Here is a 22,592-nt window from a genome sequence, read left to right as displayed (position 1 = left end):
GTGAATAGAAATAATTATTGAATTCTTTTCCGGTTTCAATTTGTTGTTTTAGGCTGTTATCAGTTTGTCAGCTTTCTTAAGTACTTTTTTTACCATGGGGTTTACCGGTTTTTAAGACCCATCATTGAATCTATTTCTTCAGCTATGTTTTCCAGCTCATCAAGTATCCTTTCCGAGTCTTTTCTCATCTCCTTTACTGCAGCTTTCAGACTGCCTCCCCTCAGATAAATCAGACGTTTTTTTCTGTAAAGGAGTCCGGAGTCATTGAGGTTTCGGAGATGATGATTGATTCTTGGGATTTTCATATCAAGGTCTTCAGCCAGATATTCTGTAGAACTGAGTTCGTCATTTGAAAGTTTTTCGAGTAAGCTGAAGATTATTTTGTTGGCTGTATTTTCGGTATCCCTTCCCGAAGAAAAGCCAAAGCTGTCACAGAACCATAAAAGGTCTTCTTCAAGGCTCTTTATCTGGGGCTTTTCAAGATTTCGAAGGATAATCTGCTGAACCATCTGTGTATTATTTTAGAGATTCATGTATATATATTTTATTTTAATTTGTAAACATCATTTCGATTTTTTTGCAATTATATTTATTTTATTTACAAATTTTGTCTGGTTTGCTGGTAATTTTTAAATAGAAGTTTTGCATTATATGGGGATAGTTGGGCGTTTTACAGCTCAATACATTCATTAATTCCATGCTGATTGATAGCAACTAGTGAATGTTCAGCTAATATGAGGTCACTTACATATAAAGGAGGAACAAAGAGTGATTATCAGACCTATTGGCGAACGAGTATTACTCAAACACCAGGAGATAGAAAAAGTGACTAAAGGCGGGATTTATATCCCCGATTCTGCACAGCAAGAGAAAAAAGAAGGAATAGTTCTGGCTGTGGGGACCTTTGAAGACGGGAAGGAGCTACCTCTGAAAAAGGGAGACCACGTAATTTACGGGGGATACCAAGCCGATGAGATTGAAATAGATGATGAAAAATATATTTTTGTCGACTTCAAGGATATTCTGGCAACAGTTGTTGAAGAATAATTTCGAATGAGGTCGCTTCTGAAAATATTTCATCATTTAGATCCCGAATGTCAGGTAAATCACGACTTCGATAAATCATAGCTTAACTAAGTAAGAATATTTTATCTTAATCCAGGTGAATACAGATGGCTTCAAAGCAGATAATGTTTGATGAGAGTGCAAGAAAAGCCCTCTTAAACGGTGTAGATAAAGTTGCAAATACTGTTAAGATCACCCTGGGGCCGAGGGGTCGTTATGTCGTGCTGGATAAAAGCACAAAACCTGTGGTCACAAATGACGGTGTTACCATTGCAAAAGAAATAGAGCTCCATGACAAGTTTGAAAATATGGGCGCCAAGCTTGTCAAAGAGGTTGCCTCCAAAACCCAGGACAACACAGGAGACGGGACAACTACCGCAACCCTCCTTGCTCAGAGCATGATCCGTGAAGGCCTGAAAAACATCAGTGCAGGGGCAAACCCTATAGAAGTCAAGAAAGGGATTGAGATCGCTACGGAAAAGGTTGTAGGGTATCTCAAGAGCAAGAGCGTGGAGGTAAAAGGCAAGGACAATATCATACAGGTAGCTACTATTTCTGCAAACAATGATGAAGAAATAGGCAACCTGATCTCCGATGCTATGGAAAAGGTCGGCTACAACGGGGTAATCACTGTTGAAGACTCAAAGACAATGGAAACCAGCCTTGATGTGGTCGAGGGTATGCAGTTTGACCGCGGCTTTGTTTCCCCATACATGGCACTTGATACTGAAAAAATGATCTGTGAATTTGAAGATCCCTATATACTGATTACAGACAAGAAGATCAACAGCATGAAGCAGATCGTACCTGTGCTTGAGAAGGTCGCTTCTGAAAGCCGTTCCCTCTTGATTATTGCTGAGGACGTTGATGGGGATGCCCAGGCAGCCCTGATCCTGAACATCATCCGCGGAGCCCTGAAGGTCTGCGCTGTAAAAGCTCCTGGGTTCGGAAACGAGAGAAAAGAGATGCTTGAGGACATTGCCGTCCTTACCGGTGGGCAGGTTATCAGTGAAGAAAAAGGCATGAAACTTGAGGAATTCAGTGACTACATGCTTGGAAGTGCCAGGAAAGTCACGGTTGACAACCACAAAACCATAATCGTGGAAGGCAAGGGTAACAAAGCAAAGATTGATGAAAGGGTCAGAGTCATCGAAGCTCAGATTAACATTGCTGAAGCCGACTACAGAAAAACCGAGCTTAAAAAACGCCAGGCAAAGCTTGGGGGAGGTGTTGCTGTAATCAAAGTAGGAGCTGCAACAGAAACCGAGCTCAAGGAAAAGAAGATGAGAATCGATGATGCCCTGAACGCCACAAAAGCCGCAGTTGAGGAAGGTGTAGTCACAGGAGGAGGAGTAAGTCTCTTCCGTGCAGCTGAAATTCTTGAATCCCTGAACTTTGATGGCGACAGGCAGGTGGGTGTAAAGATCGTCCAGAGGTCCATAGAAGATCCTGTCCGTCAGATCGCCATAAATGCAGGCAGGGAAGGCGCTGAAGTGGTGGCAGCCATAAGGGCAGAACCCAGCGAACTCTTCGGATACAATGCAAAGAGTGATGTCTTTGAAGACCTCTTCGAAGCGGGTGTAATCGATCCGACAAAAGTGGTAAGAAGCGGGCTTCAGAATGCCGCCTCAATCGCGGGGATGGTGCTCACGACTGAAGCTCTCGTGACCGATTTCGATGAAGAGAAAGACGACAGGACAGATACAATTATTATCTGATTGTGGTTTTTTTCTTTTCTCTTTTTTTCTTTTCTTTTCTTTTTTTTTCTTTTTCTTTTTTCCTGATTTCATTCTTCCTTTTCCCTAATCACTCTGAAGCCCTCCTCCTTTTTCTTTTATCTCAGGTAAGGGCTGAAAACCTTTTTCTGTCATTAGCGCAATATTTTTGTAAAAGCGTAATTTTCCATATTTCTAACTGTTAATTTATAGTCAAACTGTTATCCTCTCCCCTCTTTATTCATAATCACTCATAATCCCCTTAATCATCCAGTTCGTTTACTAAAAACTCCCCCTGCCAGAAAGGTGAAAGTAAAGATGCTTGAAATTTACTGCGATTCATCCTATAATGAAGGTGAAAATTCTTACATCGGTTGCGTGGTGCTGCGGGACAGCATGCAGCTTCATCAATCAACAACTAAAGTCCCGGGTCATCCTCAAAATAATCTTGACTGTGAACTTGCAGCCCTCAATTTTGCCATATCCCTTATCAGGATTTTTTCAAAAGGCGATACAGAAATAGTTGTTTATAATGACTCTACTGAAGCCGTAAAAACTTTTCAGGCAAGGGCGCAGGAAGTAGAAAAGGAGTTTTCGGGGTCTGGAGTTAGCTTCGAGTATATTCCCCGTGAGAAGATGAATCAGGCAGCTGCAGATAGCCTGTCTAAAAAGTTTCCTGTTTTTTTCTCGAGTACATCCACGTCGGATGTGGAATCTTTCTCGAGGCGGGAAGATATTCTTTCAGACATTGCCCAAAATGGAAGCAACGTTTTTTATCTGGAAAAAGTTCCGGAAAAGTCCACTAATAAAAAAACCTGCTACAGGTTGATAGTCCGCACAATGGAAAAGACCCTTTCCGATGACCTGGTTTATCTGGTAAAAAAAGGAGGTCCGGGCACTCAGGTAAAGGCTGCGGAAGAGATTAGAAAAGACCTTTCAAACCCTGAAATCCTTTTTTCTCTTAAATCAAAGGGTATAAGACTTGAAAATTCCTATTTCCTGCTTACGGATGAAACCTGGGGGCTTCGGGGAACGGATAGCCAGGCATACTCCATTCTACCCTCTTCTATTCCCCATAAGGTCATATGCGATGAAGTAGATCGGTCACCTCAAAACCTCTTCAGAAGAGCAGAACGTTTCAGGTAATGCTTCTGCGCTCCGCAGTCCATTACCGAACATCCCATGATCAAACACCGGTGCACTGAAAGTTAAAGTATTCCACTTATAATATTATCATTCAACCCCAAAACCCAACTTAAACCCCTGAGTATCCATGAAACCCATAGATTACAAAACACAGCTCTTGCTAACAGTTTTCGTCAGCTCTCTGCTTCTTGGAAATCTTCTTGGGAGCAAGCTAATTGAGATCTTCGGAATTGTAACCTCAGTCGGTTTATTCGGATATCCGGTTACTTTTCTTATTACGGACATAGTAGAAGAGGTTAGGGGAAAAGAAGTAACAAAGATTTTCGTACACGCTGGCTTCCTTTCACTCTGCATCGCTGTACTTTTCGTATTTGTAAGTACAGGGTTGACCCCCTCCCCTCTGTATCCGCATAGTGAGGCTTATAATAATGTTTTCTCAAACTCCCTGCGGATTATCCTGGCAAGCATGATCGCTTTTGTCATAAGCCAGTACCATGACCTCTGGGCTTTTAACTTCTGGAAGCAGAAGACAAATGGTAGACACCTCTGGCTTAGAAACAACCTTTCAACAATTGTTTCCCAGCTGTTCGACTCCATTATTTTCATTTTTATCGCTTTCTATCATGCAACTCCCGAACTGGGAGCAGTCCCAATTCTTTATATGGTTTTGCCTCTCTGGGCCCTTAAAGCGGTTTTTGCCCTCCTTGACACTCCCTTTGTATATCTTGGAGTCCGGTGGCTTGCTTCTGAAAGCACGGACGATGCCCCCTATCATGGGGAAAGCATGGAGGCAGGCTCGGTTAATGGTTAAAAAAGGGGATGGTTCCTGAAATCAGCTTCGATTCTGAAGTGGTTCGGGAATATATTTCCGGGGCTTAAATCCCAATGCTTATGGGTATCACCGTCCTATACATTAACGGGGGGTGCTAATTATGGCAGAACATCCTGAGGTAAAAATTTGGCAGGTAAAGGCCGAGATCCGGAGTAATGAGACAAATTCCGAAAAGGATTACGAAAGAAAAGCTGAAGAGCAGGAGAAGTCAGGTAAAGAAACAGGTACTCGACACACAGGAATTCCCTCTGAAGAATTCTGTATCTCCTGCCTGGATATGCCTGAGGAACAGCGTAAGGGTATGACCCTGGAGATCCAGCAGGTAGCTGAAAGGATTCTGAAAGCCCATGGAGTTATTAACGAACCTCGAGACCTCTTAAAGGGAGAGTGGTTTCTCAAACTTCAGAAGCCGGAGTTTGAAAAGAAACTGGTTCTTGCAAAATTCGGAGAAGAGATTTTTATAGGTTTTTATATTTATCCGGAAGAGACTCCTGTCCCTGACCCTAATTTTGTTTTGCTTTTTCAATATGGGCTCTGGTATCCCCAAAGAATAGAAGATAAATTTGAAGAAACTGTCGCTTCTTTCTTTACGGGAGCTTATGGAGACTACGATTTCCTCAATATTGTCCCTGAAAACGTTGAAAAATTCCTGTCTTCTCAATGTGATTTTGCAAAAAAGCTTGAAGACCAGGGATGGGATGAGCCGGATGTGGAGGTAATTGAAAAAATTATGCCGAATGATTGAGTTCCTCTGAGAACTCAAGTTTCTGTAGAATTTATCCAGTTCAGAGGGTTCGTTTTTTCTTTTCAACCTCTTCCGAGAATTAATTTTTTCTTCTAACTTCTTACGAAAATTAGTTTTTTTTTTATGCTCTCTCATCTCTGATTCTATGTTTTTCCCCACAGAATATTTAAATATTGAAAGCATACGCAGTTTCAGGTACATTCAGTGATAGTATCTACTCAATGATGGAACATATTTGATGATATTACTTGCTTTTACCCTGTGGCTTTTATAGTAATCGCTTTTCAGAAGGTCTTTTATGTTTTTGATAAATTCCGAATGCATCCTTTCAAAAAAATCCGAAGATATCCCTCCTTTCTATGTGATGGAAGTACTGGAAAGTGCCAAGGCCCTGGAAGCTCAGGGCAGGCATATAATCCACCTCGAGGTCGGAGAGCCTGATTTCCCTACCGCCTCCCATATATGTGAGGCTGCATGTACTGCGATTGGTCAGGGACTTACAAAGTACACTCATAGCCAGGGACTTCCCGCTCTTAGAGAAGCAATAGTTGAGTCTTATTATCAGAAGTTTGGAGTTGACCTGGATCCCAATCAGGTTATTGTTACTTCCGGGACAAGTCCTGGTCTCCTGATGGCTTTTATGGCTCTGCTTGAAAAGAGGGATGAAGTAATTATGTCGAACCCTCACTATGCCTGCTATCCGAATTTCGTAAAATATCTGGGTGGGGTCCCTGTTTTTGTCTATACGAGTGAGATAAACGGCTTTGCCCTTGAACCGGAAACCGTAAGACAGTGCCTGAGCCCGAACACCAAAGCCATTCTCATTAATAGCCCTTCAAATCCTGGAGGGCATGTTATGTCTCCTGAAAGCTTGCAGGGCCTTGCATCAATAGCGGATGAAAAAGGAATTCCTATCGTTTCGGACGAAATCTACCAGGGCCTGATCTATGACGGAGAAGACCACAGTATTCTGGAATATACTAAAAATGCCTTTGTCCTGAATGGCTTTTCCAAACTGTATGCAATGACCGGCTGGAGGCTTGGCTATATTATCTGTCCCCCGAAATGCGTACGTGCAATTCAGAAAATTCACCAGAACTTTTTTATCTGCGCTAACTCCTTTGTCCAGGAAGCAGGCATTGCAGCCCTGAAAGGTTCCCAGGAACATGTTGCTGAGATGGTCAGGATTTATAATGTGCGCCGCCAGTACATGCTAAAAAGGCTTCTTGGCATGGGTCTCGATGTTCGCAGAGAGCCACTGGGAGCTTTTTATGTCCTTGCTGATGCCCGCAAGTTCTGCAGTGATTCTCTTAAACTGAGCCGCAGGATCCTCAATAAGGCAGGCGTGGCAGTAACTCCCGGCATAGACTTCGGAAACGGGGCAGAAGGTTACCTGCGCTTTTCCTACGCTAACAGCCTTGAAAACATTGCAGAAGGCATGGACCGTCTAGAAGTTTTCCTGGAAAAAGAATTTGAAGGTGAAGGATGAGACTGATGGATGAGACTGATGGATTAGACTGATGGATTAGACTGATGGATGAGACTGATGGATGAGACTGATGGATGAGACTGATGGATGAGACTGATGGATGAGACTGAATTATGAAAACTTCCAGAATCCGAAAGCAGTCCTTTTCTGCCTCTCAATTCTTATAATTATCTTTCTAATTTTACAGATGGATACTTGCATCACTGCAAATATCCAGGTGACGTAATCACTCGAAGGAAGTTCCGTCCTCGCTTTCATCAGAAAGCAGGGGGTAGTTCACTCCGTTTAATTCAGGTTATTATTTTTTCCGCTGTCGTAGCTTCACTCCCCTGCTTAAAATCAAAAATACTGCTTTGATTCCGACCTTCTTTTTCAGGACAGAAAATCCCCGTAATCATCCAGGTTCCATATGTGAAATGAGTCCCCATGATAAAGTAAAGTTCTTTTTCTTTCAGGAGTTCAAAGAGCTGTTCTTCTATTTTCTTTTTCACAGCCTCATGCTCCCTTTTTTCCCTTACAATATTCCGTACGGTTTCATTGAGTTCCCAGTCAAGCAGGTTAATTCTATGCCCCCTGCAGGCTTCTTCTCCCTCACACCTGAAAGTGTACCTGACCTCCACAGGCATTCTGGCTTTTTCCCCTTTTTCCAGAAAATCTCCCATCATATTAAAGTACTGCTGCCGGTCATAGGTTTCAATGCTGTTTACCTTAACCTCGACATCCAGAAGCTCTGGCTTTACTACTCCCAGACTTACTCCTTCAATGCTCAGCCTTTCTAAAGACGTCACCAGTGGCAGGATAAGCTCTTTTATTTTCCTGTCCTTTGCGGGCTTTTCCAGGTTTACATAATCAAGGACTTTCCTGCTTTCCAACCTCAGGTCATGCTCAGGCTTCGTAACCATAACCTCGAGCAGGTCATTCTTCCTGAAATCCACCAGTCCTTCGCCATACCTGAACCTGAGAGGGTAAAGCCTCAGGAGTTCTCCGGCTTTGTTGATGCCCGTAACTCCGACGGCATGCACTTCCCCGTTTCTTCTGCTTTTCTCCGGGGTAGCTCTGATAAGGACTGTTATCTCTTCTTTTTCTCGTTTCAAAGGGGGAACCTCAGTTGTTTTTGAGTTAATCTGGAGAAAGATTGGTTTTCGGAAATATTAACTTTTGAGGAAGCTTTGTGAAAGTGTTTCCTTCCGAAACTATCGGTTTCTCTACCTCTGTGACAGGTTAGGCCCGGAGATCTCAAAAAGAGGATATTATCAAAAAAGGGGTAAATATGGGGAGTGTCGATACTGGACTTAGAGGCTGCCTTAAAATTCAAACCATTTCTACATTTATATAGTGGTCATTGCTGACTTTTAATTCAGACTGTAAATTTATTACATCAGGTTTACTCGCTCGATGTATGAAAGTAAATACATTAGACATCATGGTTAAAATTTACACATTAGACATTTATCAGATTAATGACACTGTTTTTCAGTTCAAATGATAATTACTGTCATCATTGTAGAATCAAATTTAATTTTAAGACACGTTCTTAGAGATGCTTGAATTAGATATACTGGACTTAGATATACTGGACTTAGATATACTGGACTTAAAGATACTTGAATTAGAGATACTTGAATTAGAGGTACTTGAATTAGAGATACTTGAATTAGAGATTCTTGAATTAGAGGTACTCGTACAAAGCTGAGAAAGTTTTTCTGAAAATCAAAATTAAAGAAAAGAAAAAACGTGGGGCTGGTGAGATTCGAACTCACGATCGACGGGTATCTCCGAACAACTGCTTTCACAGTTTTTCTGGTGAGCATCTATCAGTGCTCCAACGGTTCCTCATTGTCCTGCCCCGTCGGGAAAGACTCGGTAGACCCGTTGTTCATCATTTATCCGCTGGAGCCCATCGCCATGCCGGGCTAGGCCACAGCCCCTTTATGAAGATTAACAAGGATACTCTCATATCCTTTCTCTTTTAAATAGTTAACGGAAGGAAATAATGTTTTCGGAATAATATTTCTATAAGGTTACTATTTCTTACTCAGTACATGAATTTGAAGTAAATTATTCCTGCAAGAATTGCGAGCATAAGTATTGCAAAGGAGATATAGCCAAGCAGCCGGACTGCAAAGTCATATGTGCTTATCTCACCTGTCCACTTTCCTGTTCTTCGGCGGTCAAAGTATTTTATCCATTTCTTGTTTAATTTCAAAGGCTTCAGGGCTCCCTTTTTAATTTTGTTCTATATCGAGGGTTTTACAAATAAAGTTATTTATGACTCCCACAGGATAGCAACATATCATATCTTAACTAGTGTTTCTGATGTGGTCAAAGAAGACCAGGAATGATTTTAATCTGTTTTTTGAAAATGTTATAAAAAAGGTTGGAATTAAGAGGTAAGGACTTCCTCTCATTTTTTTAGATTGGTGACAGGTTTGTGGGTGAATCCAATCCGGATCTATTTTTCTACCAATTTTTCCAAGTATATACTTGTCCGGAATTTTAACACTTTTGTAATATATGCTAGTTATGGGGTTATTGGAGCCGATTCCCCAAATGGGGTTCAACGTTCGTAGCATTTTCCGATTGATTAATGCGAGTTATTGAAAAATATTAATATTGAGTATATAAAGGGTTTCCTCTTAATCTTTAGGGTTATTTTTACCTTATGTTTCTGTTTTTTTCAAGTTATTATATTACTTGTTATTATGTTAATTCTCATCATAATGTTAATATATTTTCATTCTGTATGAGGAATATTTTTTGATAAGTTTGGTGTTCTACTTAGTTGGGTGTTCTACTTAGTTGGGTGTTCTACTTAGTTTGGTGTTCTACTTAGTTGGGTGTTCTACTTAGTTGGGTGTTCTACTTAGTTTGGTGTTCTACTTAGTTGGGTGTTCTACTTAGATGTCCAGTTTCAATTTTAAATATACATTCTCCTTCTTTATGTCGGAGGTGGTTCTATCTCATGATAGCAAAAAAGTAAATGGAGAGCTTTTTTTCTTATCTGCTGGCTCTCGATATGTCCCGCTGAACGTCAGAAACGTTGTCGTCTTAAAACGTTGTTTTCGAGTCTCGGCTTTCAGTCAATTTTGTTATATTTGGATGCAGGTGCCCCACAAATTGGACAGTTCCCTTCAGGTTCACCTTCCATAGTATGTCCACAGACCCCGCAGACGTAATAATCAACCTCTTTATTGTTCCCAATTTCTTCCAGGGCTTTTTCATATAGTCTGGCATGGATCTTTTCTACTTTATTTGCGACCTCAAAGCTCCAGAGAGCCCTGTTGTCCCCTTCTGTCTTTGCCTCCTCTATAAATGTGGGGTACATTGTCTCAAACTCATATGTTTCCCCGTTTACGGCCTCTTTCAGGTTGTCCATTGTAGTTCCAATCCCGCCCATACGCTGGAGGTGATTGAAAGCATGGACTGTTTCTGCAGCAGCAGCGGCTCTAAATAGTTTGGCTACCTGGTGATATCCTTCTTCATCTGCTTTTTTCGCAAAGGCCAGGTATGTTCTGTTTGCCATCGATTCGCCGGTAAACGCAGCCTTAAGATTATCCTTTGAACTCATGTTTATTTCCCCTTGATTTGAAATCTTTTTTCACTCTATTTACTGGTCATATATATTATTCTTAACGCCCATAAGAACAATGAGCTTCTCTTGCTCAAGCGGACTAAAGGAGTGAATTACAAGCATTTCTTCCCCATACAACGTCATTCATTGTATTGTGTCTTTTTCACAACTGAAAGATTTCCTCGGAGATTCCGGAACGGATTAACAAATTAATCAGACAATGCCTGTTTTTCTAAAAAAGGTTTTAATATGTTTTTAATCAGGAATTTACGCCCAGGGCAGGATTCGAACCTGCGCTCTCCCAAAGAAGAAACGGTTTTCGAGACCGTCGCCCTACCGCTAGACTACCTGGGCATTTTGATTTAAGAACGTTTCAGATAGGTTTTAGTTCGACTTATAGTTTCATGTCAGCTTAAATGCCGGATGAATCTTAAGTAATGAGGAAGTTTCCGGGCAGTGCCCGGCGTTTTTGGTGCAGAGTTAAGTGAATACACTTTCTATCTTATATATTTTATTCTCAGCGGGATCCGGGATGTTAAAAATCAAAAAGTGACCTCTGACCTGCAGGTTTTTCTGGACTTTCTTCATTCGGTTCTTTTGTTCCTGCTCCGGCTGCCTTTTCTTCATCAGCATCTACTGTTTCCGCTGTTCCTGCCGATTTTATTCTCTCAAGGTCAGAAAAAGAGGTCTGAGTTCTGGGCTTTTCTTTCTCCCTTTTTGTTATTTTTGAGGCTCTTTTCTTTTCCTCGGCAGCTTTTCCTGCAGGTTCAGCCTTTTCTGCTTTCAGGTTGCCGGGCAGTTCGAGCCAGCCGTATTGGCCGCCTCCGCCGGGGTGGATTATAACATCGCCTTTTCTGAAGGCAAGAATTGCGTTTACTACCCTGTCGTCCACTATTTTCAGAGCTTCAGGTTCTGCATAGATAAGGGCTTCAACCTCGTTTCCGAAATGCTCCACAAGGATTTCCCAGGCAGTCTTTACGCCTTTTGTCTGGACGCTTGCATGGCCGAGTGCCATCTGTATGATCTCTGCAAGAGGCATCAGGTGGAGGTAAGGAGGTCGGTAGTCAGGATGCCTGGGGTCTTCAAAATCTGCAAGTTCATTGACCCGGTCAGCCACTCCTTTTTTAATAATGCCTCTGCATATAGGGCAGCGCCATCTGCTGGCTTCGGCTTCCAGCAGTGGGTACTGGGTAAAGCATTTGATGCATGCAGATCGGTTGTACTTTCCTTCTTCAGGAAAAAAACCGACGTTCAGAGTAGCCCCGTATCCCTGCTCCCTGAGAATGGCTTTTTTGATGCCCTCAAAAGTGATGTCCGGAACATTGAACTGAGTAAATTCCCTTGCCAGTTTGTTGGTATAAGGGGAATGGGCATCAGAATTTGTAAGAAAGGTTAGTCGGTGCAGTTCTTCAATCCTGTCCGCATAATTACTGTCTGCGCTCAGACCAAGCTCAATAAAAGAAACATAATTTGTCATATCTCCATAGCAGCTTTCCAGGCTGTCGTGGTAGGCGTAGAGAGCAGTCCAGGGAGTAAAAGCGTGGCAAGGGCCTATAAGAGCTCCCAGGTCTTTTGCAATCTCTGCAATTTCACAGCCATCCAGCTTAACTGTGGGGCGCCCATCTGCTTCAAGGTTTCCGAAGGGTGCAATTCTTTCTGCCAACTCTTCGGCCTTTGAAATAGAAGGTAATATCAGGAGGTGGTGCACCCGGTCGATATCCTCAATTTCGGTAGTGGGGATAAAAAATATATTTCCTATCCGAATTTCTTCGTCTGAAATGGCTGCGTTTTTAATGTCTTCCAACCACTTCGGATGAGTACAGTCCCCGGTACCGATAAGTTCCATCCCTTTTTTCGAGGCTTCCCTCGCAATTGTGGGCAGTTCCATTTTTCTGGAACAAGCCATCGAGTACTTCGAGTGGAGATGGAGGTCTGCATTGACTTTCATAATCCTTCAGCAGGAAACCCCTGAGTCTTTAGCTCAGGGGAGGAATGCGTCAACTTCCCCATCCTGCTCTATTGAATTCGTTTTTTATCTATGTAATGAGGGCGAATAAATCACCCTCCTTCTACCTGTAACTTTCAGATCCGTGTATTTATCCTATATAACGCAGGTCTTCTTCCGTGGGTTTAACTTCGGAGAAGTTCTGCTGTTCTTCTTTTTCTTTCAACTTTTCGAGGATATTCTCCATTTCCTCGGCTTTTTTCTTAAGAGAGTCCGTGTTTACCTCGATCCCGAACATATTGCACAGCACCTTCAAAAGAGACTGGGCACTTTTTGGATCCATCAGGTATCCGGGCGTCATTCCCATAAGGCAGGCGGCATCTATGCCCCTCATCCCGCTGAAAGCCACAAGCAGGCCGGAAGCTCCTACGATTCCTCCGCTTGGCTCTGATTCCCTGAACTCAATCCCGTATTTCTTAATCTCTTCGATCAGTTCCGTACTGTTTGCAACCCCCAGGACTGTATCTTCATAGGTGAGTTTGCCTGTGGGGTAGCCTCCGAGGGTGTATATCCTGGGCACTTTAAATTCCTCTGCGATGTCCAGATAAAGAGAGCAGAGTTCGTAATGTCCCTGTGAGGTAGTGCTCTGGTGGTCTCCTACAAGAAAGAGAACATCAGTTTCGTTTGCTTTTCCATAGTATATGGTGTTGCTTACCGGGCGGACCGTACAATCTTTATTGACAAGGACCTGGGGTGGAAAATGCGGGGAATAAACCTCCATAATCTTTTCAGCCTCAAGTTCGTCTACCAGGTGTTCTGCCACCAGCTTGCCCACAAGCCCCACTCCCGGAAGTCCGACTATAAGTACGGGGTTTTTGAGCTCAAGGTTTTCTTTCAGGCGGACAAGTGTACTTTGCTGCATAAAAATCTCTTATCCTTTCTTTGCCAGTCTTCGGTACTTACCGTAAGGGTCCTGAGGAGAAAAGCGAGCCGGGATAGCGGGTAAGGTTTCTCCCCCGCAAACCGGACATTTTTCCCTTAAAGTGTACCTGCCGCAATTTTTGCATTTGCGGATCTTTTGTCCCAAAGGGTATCACGCCTTTGTTGATTCGATATGCCGTTTGAAAATCCCGTGTCCACCAAGTTTGGAAATAGTGTCTACTGCCGTTTGGGCGGATTTTTTAAGGACTGATTCGGCTTTCTTATAGTCAGGAGCTATTACCTTGATTCTGTATCTCGGAGCCCCTGTGTAACTTACTTCGAGCCGGATATCTTTTCCATCAACATCGCTGATTGAATTTGCAGCATGGAGAGACTGTTTTATGACCTCTATGCCTTTTGGAAGATTGCAGGTCAGATCCACATACCCTGCGATATCCACGAAGGGCAGTTTGATATTTTCTCCCGCGATCTTGATTATGCTCTTCAAGTCTTTCTTGTTGACTTTAAGCCCTTTAAAGGCTTTTTCCCCTTCGATGGCTGCTTCTTCGAAAGCGGAGTATGCGCTTCCGAACTCTTCTACAAGTTTCTCGTGCAGAGCCTGAATGCTGCCTTCATCGTCATTGGTTTCTTCGGCCACGAACTGGAGCCACTTGGCGGCTTTCTGCTCGTTCTTCCATTCCTGGATCTTAGCCCGCCGCTGGTGCTCATTTACGTCTTTCAATGAAAGGTCTATGTGGCCGCGGGAAGGGTCCACGTTCAGAACCTTGCAGACAATCTTCTGCCCTTCCCTGACGTAGTCCCTGACGTATTTGACCCAGCCTGCTTTAATTTCGGAGATATGGATGAAACCTTCCCTCCCTCCGAATTCCTCAAGCTCGACGTAGGCTCCGAAATCTGTTACATTCTTCACCGTACAGACAACAAACTCTCCGATTTCAGGCCAGTTATCGTTTCCCATTCGTACCACTTCTCACTTTTTGTTTTCTATTATTTTCTGCCATATTCCTGTTCAGTATTTTTCCTGATACAGTTATTCAAGCACTTCCAGAATGTGAGTGGTAATTGTCGATTTTCCACCGGTTGGTTCGGCAAGGGTCCTACCACAGACTACGCAGGTAATTTTACGGCTTGCGCTTCCGAATATAATCTGTTCGTTTTCGCAGTCGTTGCACTTTACGCGCAGGAACCTGCTTTTTGGTCGCTGGGTGTAGTCTATCATTTTATCTTACTCCTTGAACTCGAACTTCTTTGCCCTGAAACAGGGTCTCTGGTGTGCTTTCTTACATACGGTGCAGCGGTACCTGAGCCAGATGCGCTTTGTTGGTTTGTCGCCACCGGGCACCTTGGAGAACTTTCCGCTGTTTCCTATACCTTGCTGTCTTTTCTTCTGCCTCGCAATGTGGGTCATTGATGAAGCCTGGCCCTTCTTGACCCTCTCTACTACGTGTTCACTGTGGGTCTTACAGAACGGGCAGTAAGTTCTGAACCGCTTTGGAATCTTCATTCTTTACACCTTTTTTGATGATTATTGGTATGTTGTGCATATTCCGGCTTTTGCGGAAAAGCACTGTTTAATATACTTATTGAATATACGTATGGCGTTACGTATGGCGTTTTATTCACGGGAATCTATTATTTGGGAAGCTTTAATTGATGAATTTGGGAAGCTTTAATTCATAAGTTTGAAATCGTCTGACCTCTTTTGCCTTAAATCTCTTTTGCCTCAATATCCTGAGTGGTGGTCTCCTTTCGAAGACGAGGTCAGAGCACGCTAACAAGGTTAAGCTACACAGATATAGCTACACATATAAATACTAATACTATTGCCTGAAGTGCTTTTCCTTCATAAGGCATGAATCTGTTGTTTACAGGATTTCTGAAATGCCTGTCCACAATTGTTTTTCTGGCTAAAATAAACTGCATGTCTCAAAGAGTCAGTTCTTTTCGGAATTCTTTTCTTCAGAGCCTTTCTCTCTGGCAACAATCAGTTTTGCCGCTTTCCGCTTAATCAGTCCGGTTGCATTCAGTTGCGGCAAAACAACCACATCTTCGGCATTGACCTTATAGTTTCGGCTATCCGCACCTGTGAAGGTAGGCAGGTCCTTCAGTATTCGGACAACAACATATTTTTCGTTTATATTGTTTTTGTCCGGTTCTGTCCCTGTTTCCTTCCCGCTCGCAGCCGCGGTTATTTCTCTGCCTGTCTGTGCTTCTGGAGGAATCGCGGCAGGAGCCTGTCTTGTTGACCATACACAGGGCCAGACGGCAGTTTTCCCTGAATTTGGATATAGAATGGGGCCTAAAAGCTCTACCTTTGCAGCTTCTATGCCCTGAAGCACAAGGTCATACAGTAATTTTTCCGCAGGAAGCAGCTTTTCGATATCCTTTGAAATAGGTTTATTTGCGTGAGACTGGATCGTTGCCCTGGTAATGACCTTTCCTATCCTTTTCATAAAAATAGTCTCAAGGTCCGAAAGCGCCCTTTCATGCTCGTCATTGAGCATCTTTGATTCAGGAGAACGGGGATTATTGGTCTTCTCAATCTCTTTCTCAAGCTCTCTGATGTATTTTTCAGCTTCCAGGTAAAAATCAGCCGGAATTGTTTTCAGTGTCTGGTTTTTTTCTTTATACAGTGTTTGGCTGATTTCTTCTATGTCCATACTCCGCAACACCTCTACAAATTAGATATACGGCTGCATACTCCGGAACTTCCTGTATGCCTTCCTCTATTCTTAAATCCTTGCCCTTTAGCTGTATTGAGAAAGGCTTTGAAACGGTTATCTTTGTCGGTTTGTCGCTAAAGATAACGGCATCATTGAGTGGTTCAAATCCTTCCAGCTCGGATAAAGCAAGCTTCTTAACCAGCATCCCGGACCCGCCGTGAAGGGACCCGGGTACACGGATCAGGCGTTTGATATCTGCAGTCACCGGTTCATCAACACTGGCTCCGAACCTGTGTAGGAAGTCCTCAACTGATTCCTGCATAAAATATGCGGCTATCTCCTTAAAATTTCTTACGTCGAAGTCCAGCCTTCCCCTCTCCAGAATGTCATTTAAGCCATTTTCACTGTTTGTAATATTAATCAGCTTTTTTATTGTGGTATCTCCTACCTTCTCATGCCTGCGAAGCTCAGGAAACATATATTTCTTGTATTTTTTTTCACATTCAGCCTTCATGTAGTCCGTAAGATAAATTGCAATCCTTTTTCCCCACCCGGAATCGTATCCAACAAGCGTGCACTTCACAGGCACGTTCTTAATCCCTTTAAATGTCTTTGAGCCTGTCCCGAAATCCCCATCCATTGCAACTTCCTTGAAAAAGTGTTTAAAATCAATGTCTCTCCCGCTCACATAATTCACTATTTCCCTTCTTTCTGAACTCCCTAGATTCATGACTTTTGGGTTTGTAATATGGAAGTGGTATCCTCTTCCTCCGGAAAAAACAAGTTCGATATCCTTCTCTGAAAACCCGAAATCGTCTAAAAGAAAGTCCATGAGCTTGAAAGTCTCCTTCTTCACAAGCTCCAGCATGTCAGCATAGTTCTTTGGAGCGTTTGGAAGGTGGTCTGCATCAAGGTCAAAAATCAGCTCTGCCCCTAGCCAGTTCTTTTCATTCATCTTCTTTGCGTCAGGGTATTCATAGTAAGCTGTAGAATTATAAACATGTGCAGGAGCCATGCCATAAAGGTAGTCAAGGGCTTCCCCCTGCGAGCCGAAAGACTTGTGCCGGTGCATCATCTTTTCAGGCATATCGTCATAAAAGATAAAAGCCCATTCTCTATTAAGCAGGTGATCAGGAAAACCTATCTCTGCGGTCTTATAATAGTTCTGGAAGCGGGATTTCAAAAACTGGGTGGTTCGGATGTCCATGTTTTTCTGGTTGCCTGGATTTTGAATCTTTTAGTTAAAGTTTTGGTCTGGGGTTTCTTTAGATAGATTAACTCATATTTTACTTTTGTTTATATGAATTTTTTTTTAGAACAGTTCATATTATCAATTGATGTCAAGGTCAGCGGCTTCAAAGTTGCTGGAAAACCACCAGTTAAGGATTACAGAAATTGTCATTGGGAAGGACTCGTTATAGGTTAAAAAGGGATGGGATTTACTTAGAAAGAAAAAGAGCTCATGCGCAATATAACCCAATTGATCAAGAAGTGTAAATATGAATTTCCTGTTACTATATATAACATCTCTGTAAATGTTCCTGTTAATAGCGTGATAACTCAGTATATAACATCTCTGTAAATGTTCCTGTTAATAGCGTGATAACTCAGATGAACTATCGAAACAGGTTACGAAATAAGAACTTTTGGGGGAAGGTCTTATGGGAAGCAAAATTAGCCTTAAAAATTACATTAATTTAGTTCTCTGCTATCTGAAAAGGGAAAAAATTGAAAACTCAGGTTCATATGTTGTGGCAAAGTTTGGATACTCAGAAATTCTTGAAACCTTTACTAGCTCTTCTACAGGTATGGAATTTGTATTGATTCCTCCCGGTGAATTTTATATGGGTTCTCTTTCTGAAGAGCAGGACATATCAAATTCCGAATATCCTGTCTATAAAGTAACAATTGAAAACCCTTTTTACATGGGTAAATCTCAGGTCACACAGAAACAATGGAAGCACATAATGTGGGATTCTCCTTCACACTTCAGGGGCGAAGACCGACCTGTTGAGATGGTTTCCTGGTATGAGGTCCAGGAATTTGTTGAAAAACTTAATACAGCAGAAAGCACCGATAAATACCGTTTACCTTCAGAAGCCGAATGGGAATACGCCTGTAGAGCCGGTACACAAACAAGGTATTCTTTTGGTGACGATGAGTCAAAGCTTAATGAATGTGCATGGTACGCTGAAAACTCAGATAGTAAGACTCATTTGATTAGCTGGAAGCAGCCGAATCCCTGGGGGCTTTATGACATGCATGGGAATGTCTGGGAATGGGTCCAGGATAAATGGCAAGAAAACTACAACGGTTCCCCTTCTGATGAATATTCATGGGAAGATGGGGATTGCTTCGATCGGGTTTCTCGTGGGGGCAGCTGGTACTGTGATACCAAATCCTGTTGTTCAGCTAGCCGTTTCGGGCGCGACCCTGAGAGCCGTTTCAGTAACCTGGGCTTTCGCCTTTTGAGGGAACTGTAACTACTACTACGATTCCGAAGTAGGTTCATAAAATTTGATTTTTGAATATATTTAACAATCGCTAATATTTTCCTACTAAATCAGGAATTTATTTTGGAATCGATACACTATTTTCTACTTTACCACTGCCTTGAGATCAAGGAATTCTCCGGTGAAGCCTGATAGATCGAAGCATTCGTTTTCGGTTTTTGTGCCTTTTTTGTCTTCATATTTTTAATGTGTATTACGGGAAAAGCCGCACCGAAGGTGTGGGACAGGACAGGTTGAATACGGCTTTTACGGTTACTGCCTGGACAATAGCCTTTTACGGTTACTGCCCGGACAATAGACTTATACATGAATCCTCTATTATATCCACTTCATGAAACAGGATATGTCAAGTGCCGACGTTGCTGCAGTTGTTGCCGAGCTGTCAGGGGGTCCAAAGTCCATTCTGGATTCGAAGATCGGGAAGATATACCAGCCCGCAAGTGGGGAAATTCGCATCAACCTTTACATTTTTCACAAGGGAAGGGACAATCTGTTCATTGAGGCCGGGAAGCGTATCCATTTAAGTAAATATTTCAAGGAAAGTCCCACGCTTCCTCAGGCTTTCCCCATGCTCCTCAGGAAATACCTTGCAGGGGGCAGGATCGTATCCGTGGAGCAGCATGACTTTGACAGGATCGTAAAGATCGGGATTGAGAGGGGCGGGGTTAGAAACACCCTAATTGTGGAGCTGTTCGCCCGGGGAAATGTCCTGATCGTGGATTCTGAAAACAAAATTATTCTTCCAATGAACCCCGTGACTATGAAAGACCGCAGGCTGAGGAGCGGGGAGATTTATGAGCTTCCGGAGGCACAGTTGAGCCCTGTGGAGGCTAAGGTTTCGGACCTTATGGATGCGTTTTCAAAATCAACGGCTGATATAGTCCGGACCATTGCTACAAGATTCAACCTTGGAGGGGTCCTGGCAGAAGAAGCCTGCGCACGTGCAGGAATTGAGAAGTCTAAACCTGCAAAAGAAGCCACTGTAGAGGATGCGGAAGGGCTCCGGGAGGCGCTACAGGATCTCTTTTCTCCGCTGTTCAAAAGGGCCGCAGGCAAAGGCAAAATAAAGTTTGAATCTGAAACAGGTGCCGAATCTGAAACAGGTGCCGAATCTGAAACAGGTGCCGAATCTGAAACAGGTGCCGAAACTGAAGCTGGAATTGAAACTGAAGCTGGAATTGAAACTGAAGCCAGCAATGAAATACAGGTTGAAGAAGGTATAACTCAGGCTGGAAGTGAAGATCAGGTTCCGGGACTCCGACCTCAGCATATAAAGATGGAAATCAACGGGAAGATAGAAACCTTTGATGTGGTGCCTTTTGACCTCTCCCGTTATTCTGAATACGAAAAAGAATATTTTGATTCCTTTAATACGGCACTTGACGAGTTTTTCGGGAAAAAATCACTGGAACAGGTTGCAGAGGTAAAGGAAGCTGAAAAAAAGGAGAAACACCTTGGCGTTTACGAAAGGCGGCTTCTCCAGCAGGAAGGGAGCCTTGCAAAGTTCGAAAAAGATATCGAGAAAAATAACCTTCTTGCAGAGATAATCTACGCCAATTACCAGACCATCGAAGAGCTGTTCTCCGTACTCAACGGGGCAAGGGCGAAGGGTTATTCCTGGGATGAAATCCGTTCTATCCTTAAGCAGGCTAAAAAGGCTGTTCCTGCTGCACAAATGATTACAAATATTGACCAGAAGACCGGAACTGTAACGGTTGAGCTTGACGGCAAAAGCGTCAACCTTGATATCCGGAAGACAGTGCCTCAGAACGCCCAGGAATATTACGAAAAGGTCAAAAAGTTTACTAAAAAGAGAGATGGGGCTATCAGGGCTATTGAGGATACCAGAAAGGCTATTGAGAAAAAGGCTGCTGCAAAGGTTTCAAAGGCAGGGAGGAAGCTGCTGGCATCCCGGAAAAAGCACTGGTACGACCGGTTCAGATGGTTTGTGTCCTCAGACGGTTTCCTGGTTGTAGGAGGCAGGGATGCCGACACTAACGAGGAAGTTTTCAAAAAATACATGGAAAAAAGAGATATCGTCTTCCATACACAGACTCCGGGTGCTCCTCTTACAGTTATTAAAACCGGAGGAAAGGAGGTGCCGGAGTCTACTCTTCGGGAAGTCGCACAGTTTGCAGTTTCTTATTCTACCCTCTGGAAATCCGGGCAGTTCAGCGGGGACTGCTATTGGATTAAAGCCGAACAGGTTACTAAAACTCCTGAGTCCGGGGAGTATATTAAAAAAGGGGCATTTATTATCCGCGGGGAACGCAATTACTTCAAAGACGTACCTCTTGGAATTGCAGTCGGGCTTGAGCTGAAAGGGGAAACAAGAGTCATAGGCGGGCCTGTTTCTGCAATCCGAAAGCACGGAGACTATATCCTTGAACTTATTCCGGGAAAATTCAATCAGAATGATATCTCGAAAAAAATCTACCGGACTTATGCGGATGAGCTTGGTGACCCTCGTTTTGTAAAACAGATCGCATCCCCTGACCTGGTAGCTATGATGATCCCTGCCGGGGAGTCAGACCTCAGAACCCAGAAACCCGGACGAAAAGGCCAGGGGATTGAGCCCGAAGGAGAAGAATACATACTTCGGGAATTGGAAGACGGACTTGAGGGCAGTGAGGATGAAGCCGAAGAGGAATTTGGAGATGAAACTGAAGAGGAATTCGGAGAAGAAACCGGAGAATGTATTGAAGTGGAAATTGAAAAAGAGACCAGAGAGGAAAGTGAAGAGGGAAGTGAAGAGAAAATTGAAATGCATGGAGTGAAAAAGGTATGAGGGTTACGAACCGTTCTCTGAAAGGCAGGGAAGGGGAAATTGCCGTAACAGCCGAAACCCTCGATGACCTCTGGCACCTGAAATACATAATTGAAAAAGGGGACATGGTCTTTGCCTTGACCAAACGGAAAGCCGATAGCGCAAGCGACAAAATCCGCCCGGAAAAAGTAGAGAAAGTAAAGGTCAGACTTGGGATCAGGGTTGAGGAACTGGAGTTCCATAAATTCGCGAACAGGCTGCGAATACACGGACCAATAGAACATGGGATGGACACCGGCTCCTATCACACTCTTAATGTAGAAATAGGGACTAACATTTCCATCGTCAAGGAGCACTGGAAAAACGACCAGTTTCAGCGTATCCAGGATGCTGAAGAGGCGGGGAAACGTCCTAAGGTTGTTCTTGTGGCAGTCGAAGAGGGCGATGCAGACATTGGTTTTGTGCGCCACTACGGAATTGAGATATATTCCCATATCCGGCAGTCTTCGGGGAAGCGAGAGACCGGGCTCAGGAATGTATTTTTCAGTGAAATTGTTGACCAGCTCAGGCATGCGGTTCCCGAGGACGCATCTATAGTGATTGCAGGTCCCGGGTTTACCAAAGAAGATTTCCTTAAATATTTCCGTGACGTTGAGCCTGACATGGCTTCAAAGGCGCTGACTGAAGACACTTCCATGATAGGGATGTCCGGTTTTCAGGAAGTGCTCCGCAGGGGGGCGGTGGACCGAATAATGCAGGAGTCTCGTATAGCCCGGGAATCCTCTCTTATGGAAGACCTCATCAGGGAGATTTCAATGGACGGAAAAGCCGCTTATGGTTTTGATGATGTTAAAAACGCTCTCGGGTATGGGGCTGTCGAAACCCTGCTAATTGCTGATGAAACCCTGCGGGAAGGGCGGGAAAAAGGAGAAGATATAGACAGACTCCTGATGGAGGTTGAGCAGGCGCAGGGAAAGGTTGTTGTATTCAGCACGACCTTTGAGCCCGGGGAAAAGCTTCACAAGCTGGGAGGAATTGCAGCTTTGCTCCGCTTCAAAGTGAAGGGTTGAACCGATGCTGGACCTGTGATCTCAGCTTTTTTACTTTTCATATGCTCTAATTTATTTTACTTTTGTTTTTGCCCTTTTTTGTCTTTTTTGTCTTTTTTGTCTTTTTTTCGTTATTGATGTCTTCTGTCT

General features: G+C 43.3%; 23 protein-coding genes and 2 tRNA genes. 10 read left to right on the top strand and 15 right to left on the bottom strand.

Going from position 1 to position 22,592, the window contains the following annotated elements:
- Positions 1-101: 101 nt before the first annotated feature.
- Positions 102-509 carry a helix-turn-helix domain-containing protein gene (locus MSWH1_RS15170; RefSeq protein WP_048129772.1) on the bottom strand — a complete coding sequence of 136 codons (408 nt, stop codon included), beginning with the start codon at positions 507-509 and terminating at the stop codon, positions 102-104.
- A 259-nt stretch (positions 510-768) separates the two neighbouring features.
- Here MSWH1_RS15170 and groES point away from each other — a divergent pair, with 259 nt between their 5' ends.
- From groES to MSWH1_RS15135, 6 genes are all read left to right on the top strand, one after another.
- Positions 769-1,047, top strand: coding sequence for a co-chaperone GroES (groES, locus tag MSWH1_RS15165; RefSeq protein WP_048129771.1), 279 nt, complete (start codon positions 769-771; stop codon positions 1,045-1,047).
- 125 nt (positions 1,048-1,172) lie between these two features.
- A complete protein-coding gene (gene groL / locus MSWH1_RS15160; RefSeq protein ID WP_048129770.1) occupies positions 1,173-2,783 on the top strand; it encodes a chaperonin GroEL in 1,611 nt (536 codons plus the stop codon).
- A 315-nt stretch (positions 2,784-3,098) separates the two neighbouring features.
- Positions 3,099-3,926 carry a ribonuclease H family protein gene (locus MSWH1_RS15150; protein WP_048129768.1) on the top strand — a complete coding sequence of 276 codons (828 nt, stop codon included), beginning with the start codon at positions 3,099-3,101 and terminating at the stop codon, positions 3,924-3,926.
- Positions 3,927-4,053: 127 nt separating this feature from the next.
- Positions 4,054-4,737 carry a queuosine precursor transporter gene (locus MSWH1_RS15145; protein ID WP_048129767.1) on the top strand — a complete coding sequence of 228 codons (684 nt, stop codon included), beginning with the start codon at positions 4,054-4,056 and terminating at the stop codon, positions 4,735-4,737.
- Between the two features lie 121 nt (positions 4,738-4,858).
- A complete protein-coding gene (locus MSWH1_RS15140) occupies positions 4,859-5,503 on the top strand; it encodes a hypothetical protein (RefSeq protein WP_048129766.1) in 645 nt (214 codons plus the stop codon).
- A 298-nt stretch (positions 5,504-5,801) separates the two neighbouring features.
- Complete coding sequence (locus tag MSWH1_RS15135) at positions 5,802-6,992, top strand: pyridoxal phosphate-dependent aminotransferase (protein WP_048129765.1); 1,191 nt, start codon at positions 5,802-5,804, stop codon at positions 6,990-6,992.
- 290 nt (positions 6,993-7,282) lie between these two features.
- On the opposite strand, the gene MSWH1_RS15130 is transcribed toward MSWH1_RS15135, so the two are convergent.
- Positions 7,283-8,086, bottom strand: a complete 804-nt coding sequence (locus MSWH1_RS15130) for a hypothetical protein (RefSeq protein WP_048129764.1) — start codon at positions 8,084-8,086, stop codon at positions 7,283-7,285.
- 446 nt (positions 8,087-8,532) lie between these two features.
- Here MSWH1_RS15130 and MSWH1_RS19400 point away from each other — a divergent pair, with 446 nt between their 5' ends.
- The gene (locus MSWH1_RS19400) at positions 8,533-8,685 is read left to right on the top strand and encodes a hypothetical protein (RefSeq protein ID WP_156148208.1); all 153 of its coding nucleotides are present in this window, start codon (positions 8,533-8,535) and stop codon (positions 8,683-8,685) included.
- Positions 8,686-8,727: 42 nt separating this feature from the next.
- On the opposite strand, the gene MSWH1_RS15125 is transcribed toward MSWH1_RS19400, so the two are convergent.
- The 12 genes from MSWH1_RS15125 to priS form a co-directional block, all read right to left on the bottom strand.
- Positions 8,728-8,920 (bottom strand) — tRNA-Trp (locus tag MSWH1_RS15125).
- A 107-nt stretch (positions 8,921-9,027) separates the two neighbouring features.
- Positions 9,028-9,198, bottom strand: a complete 171-nt coding sequence (locus MSWH1_RS19395) for a hypothetical protein (RefSeq protein ID WP_156148207.1) — start codon at positions 9,196-9,198, stop codon at positions 9,028-9,030.
- Positions 9,199-10,068: 870 nt separating this feature from the next.
- Positions 10,069-10,560, bottom strand: coding sequence for a rubrerythrin family protein (locus tag MSWH1_RS15120; protein ID WP_048129763.1), 492 nt, complete (start codon positions 10,558-10,560; stop codon positions 10,069-10,071).
- Between the two features lie 273 nt (positions 10,561-10,833).
- A tRNA-Ser gene (locus MSWH1_RS15115) sits at positions 10,834-10,917 on the bottom strand.
- 181 nt (positions 10,918-11,098) lie between these two features.
- Positions 11,099-12,511, bottom strand: a complete 1,413-nt coding sequence (locus MSWH1_RS15110) for an endonuclease Q family protein (protein ID WP_048129762.1) — start codon at positions 12,509-12,511, stop codon at positions 11,099-11,101.
- Between the two features lie 148 nt (positions 12,512-12,659).
- Positions 12,660-13,430 carry a proteasome assembly chaperone family protein gene (locus MSWH1_RS15105; RefSeq protein ID WP_048129761.1) on the bottom strand — a complete coding sequence of 257 codons (771 nt, stop codon included), beginning with the start codon at positions 13,428-13,430 and terminating at the stop codon, positions 12,660-12,662.
- 9 nt (positions 13,431-13,439) lie between these two features.
- The gene (locus MSWH1_RS18575) at positions 13,440-13,595 is read right to left on the bottom strand and encodes an RNA-protein complex protein Nop10 (protein WP_082088175.1); all 156 of its coding nucleotides are present in this window, start codon (positions 13,593-13,595) and stop codon (positions 13,440-13,442) included.
- Between the two features lie 6 nt (positions 13,596-13,601).
- Entirely contained in the window at positions 13,602-14,408 is an 807-nt protein-coding gene (locus MSWH1_RS15100; protein WP_048129760.1) for a translation initiation factor IF-2 subunit alpha, read from the bottom strand.
- 72 nt (positions 14,409-14,480) lie between these two features.
- On the bottom strand, positions 14,481-14,669 hold the full coding sequence (locus MSWH1_RS15095; RefSeq protein WP_048124561.1) for a 30S ribosomal protein S27e: 189 nt from the start codon (positions 14,667-14,669) through the stop codon (positions 14,481-14,483).
- A 6-nt stretch (positions 14,670-14,675) separates the two neighbouring features.
- Positions 14,676-14,954, bottom strand: coding sequence for a 50S ribosomal protein L44e (locus MSWH1_RS15090; protein ID WP_048129759.1), 279 nt, complete (start codon positions 14,952-14,954; stop codon positions 14,676-14,678).
- 430 nt (positions 14,955-15,384) lie between these two features.
- Entirely contained in the window at positions 15,385-16,110 is a 726-nt protein-coding gene (locus MSWH1_RS15085; protein WP_048129758.1) for a hypothetical protein, read from the bottom strand.
- Positions 16,076-17,320, bottom strand: a complete 1,245-nt coding sequence (gene priS / locus MSWH1_RS15080) for a DNA primase catalytic subunit PriS (protein ID WP_048129757.1) — start codon at positions 17,318-17,320, stop codon at positions 16,076-16,078. Before priS ends, MSWH1_RS15085 begins: the two co-directional genes overlap by 35 nt.
- Before the next feature lie 454 nt (positions 17,321-17,774).
- On the opposite strand from priS, the gene MSWH1_RS15075 reads away from it, so the two are divergent.
- The gene (locus MSWH1_RS15075; protein ID WP_048129756.1) at positions 17,775-18,596 is read left to right on the top strand and encodes a formylglycine-generating enzyme family protein; all 822 of its coding nucleotides are present in this window, start codon (positions 17,775-17,777) and stop codon (positions 18,594-18,596) included.
- A 119-nt stretch (positions 18,597-18,715) separates the two neighbouring features.
- On the opposite strand, the gene MSWH1_RS19390 is transcribed toward MSWH1_RS15075, so the two are convergent.
- A complete protein-coding gene (locus MSWH1_RS19390; RefSeq protein ID WP_156148206.1) occupies positions 18,716-18,934 on the bottom strand; it encodes a hypothetical protein in 219 nt (72 codons plus the stop codon).
- Between the two features lie 35 nt (positions 18,935-18,969).
- Here MSWH1_RS19390 and rqcH point away from each other — a divergent pair, with 35 nt between their 5' ends.
- The gene (gene rqcH, locus MSWH1_RS15070; protein ID WP_082088174.1) at positions 18,970-21,414 is read left to right on the top strand and encodes a ribosome rescue protein RqcH; all 2,445 of its coding nucleotides are present in this window, start codon (positions 18,970-18,972) and stop codon (positions 21,412-21,414) included.
- On the top strand, positions 21,411-22,463 hold the full coding sequence (locus MSWH1_RS15065; RefSeq protein WP_048129754.1) for an mRNA surveillance protein pelota: 1,053 nt from the start codon (positions 21,411-21,413) through the stop codon (positions 22,461-22,463). The genes rqcH and MSWH1_RS15065 overlap by 4 nt, the downstream gene beginning before the upstream one ends.
- Positions 22,464-22,592 lie beyond the last annotated feature (129 nt).

It is taken from the genome of Methanosarcina sp. WH1 (assembly GCF_000970005.1).
Classification (GTDB): domain Archaea; phylum Halobacteriota; class Methanosarcinia; order Methanosarcinales; family Methanosarcinaceae; genus Methanosarcina.
This window is presented reverse-complemented; position numbering and strand designations above follow the sequence as displayed.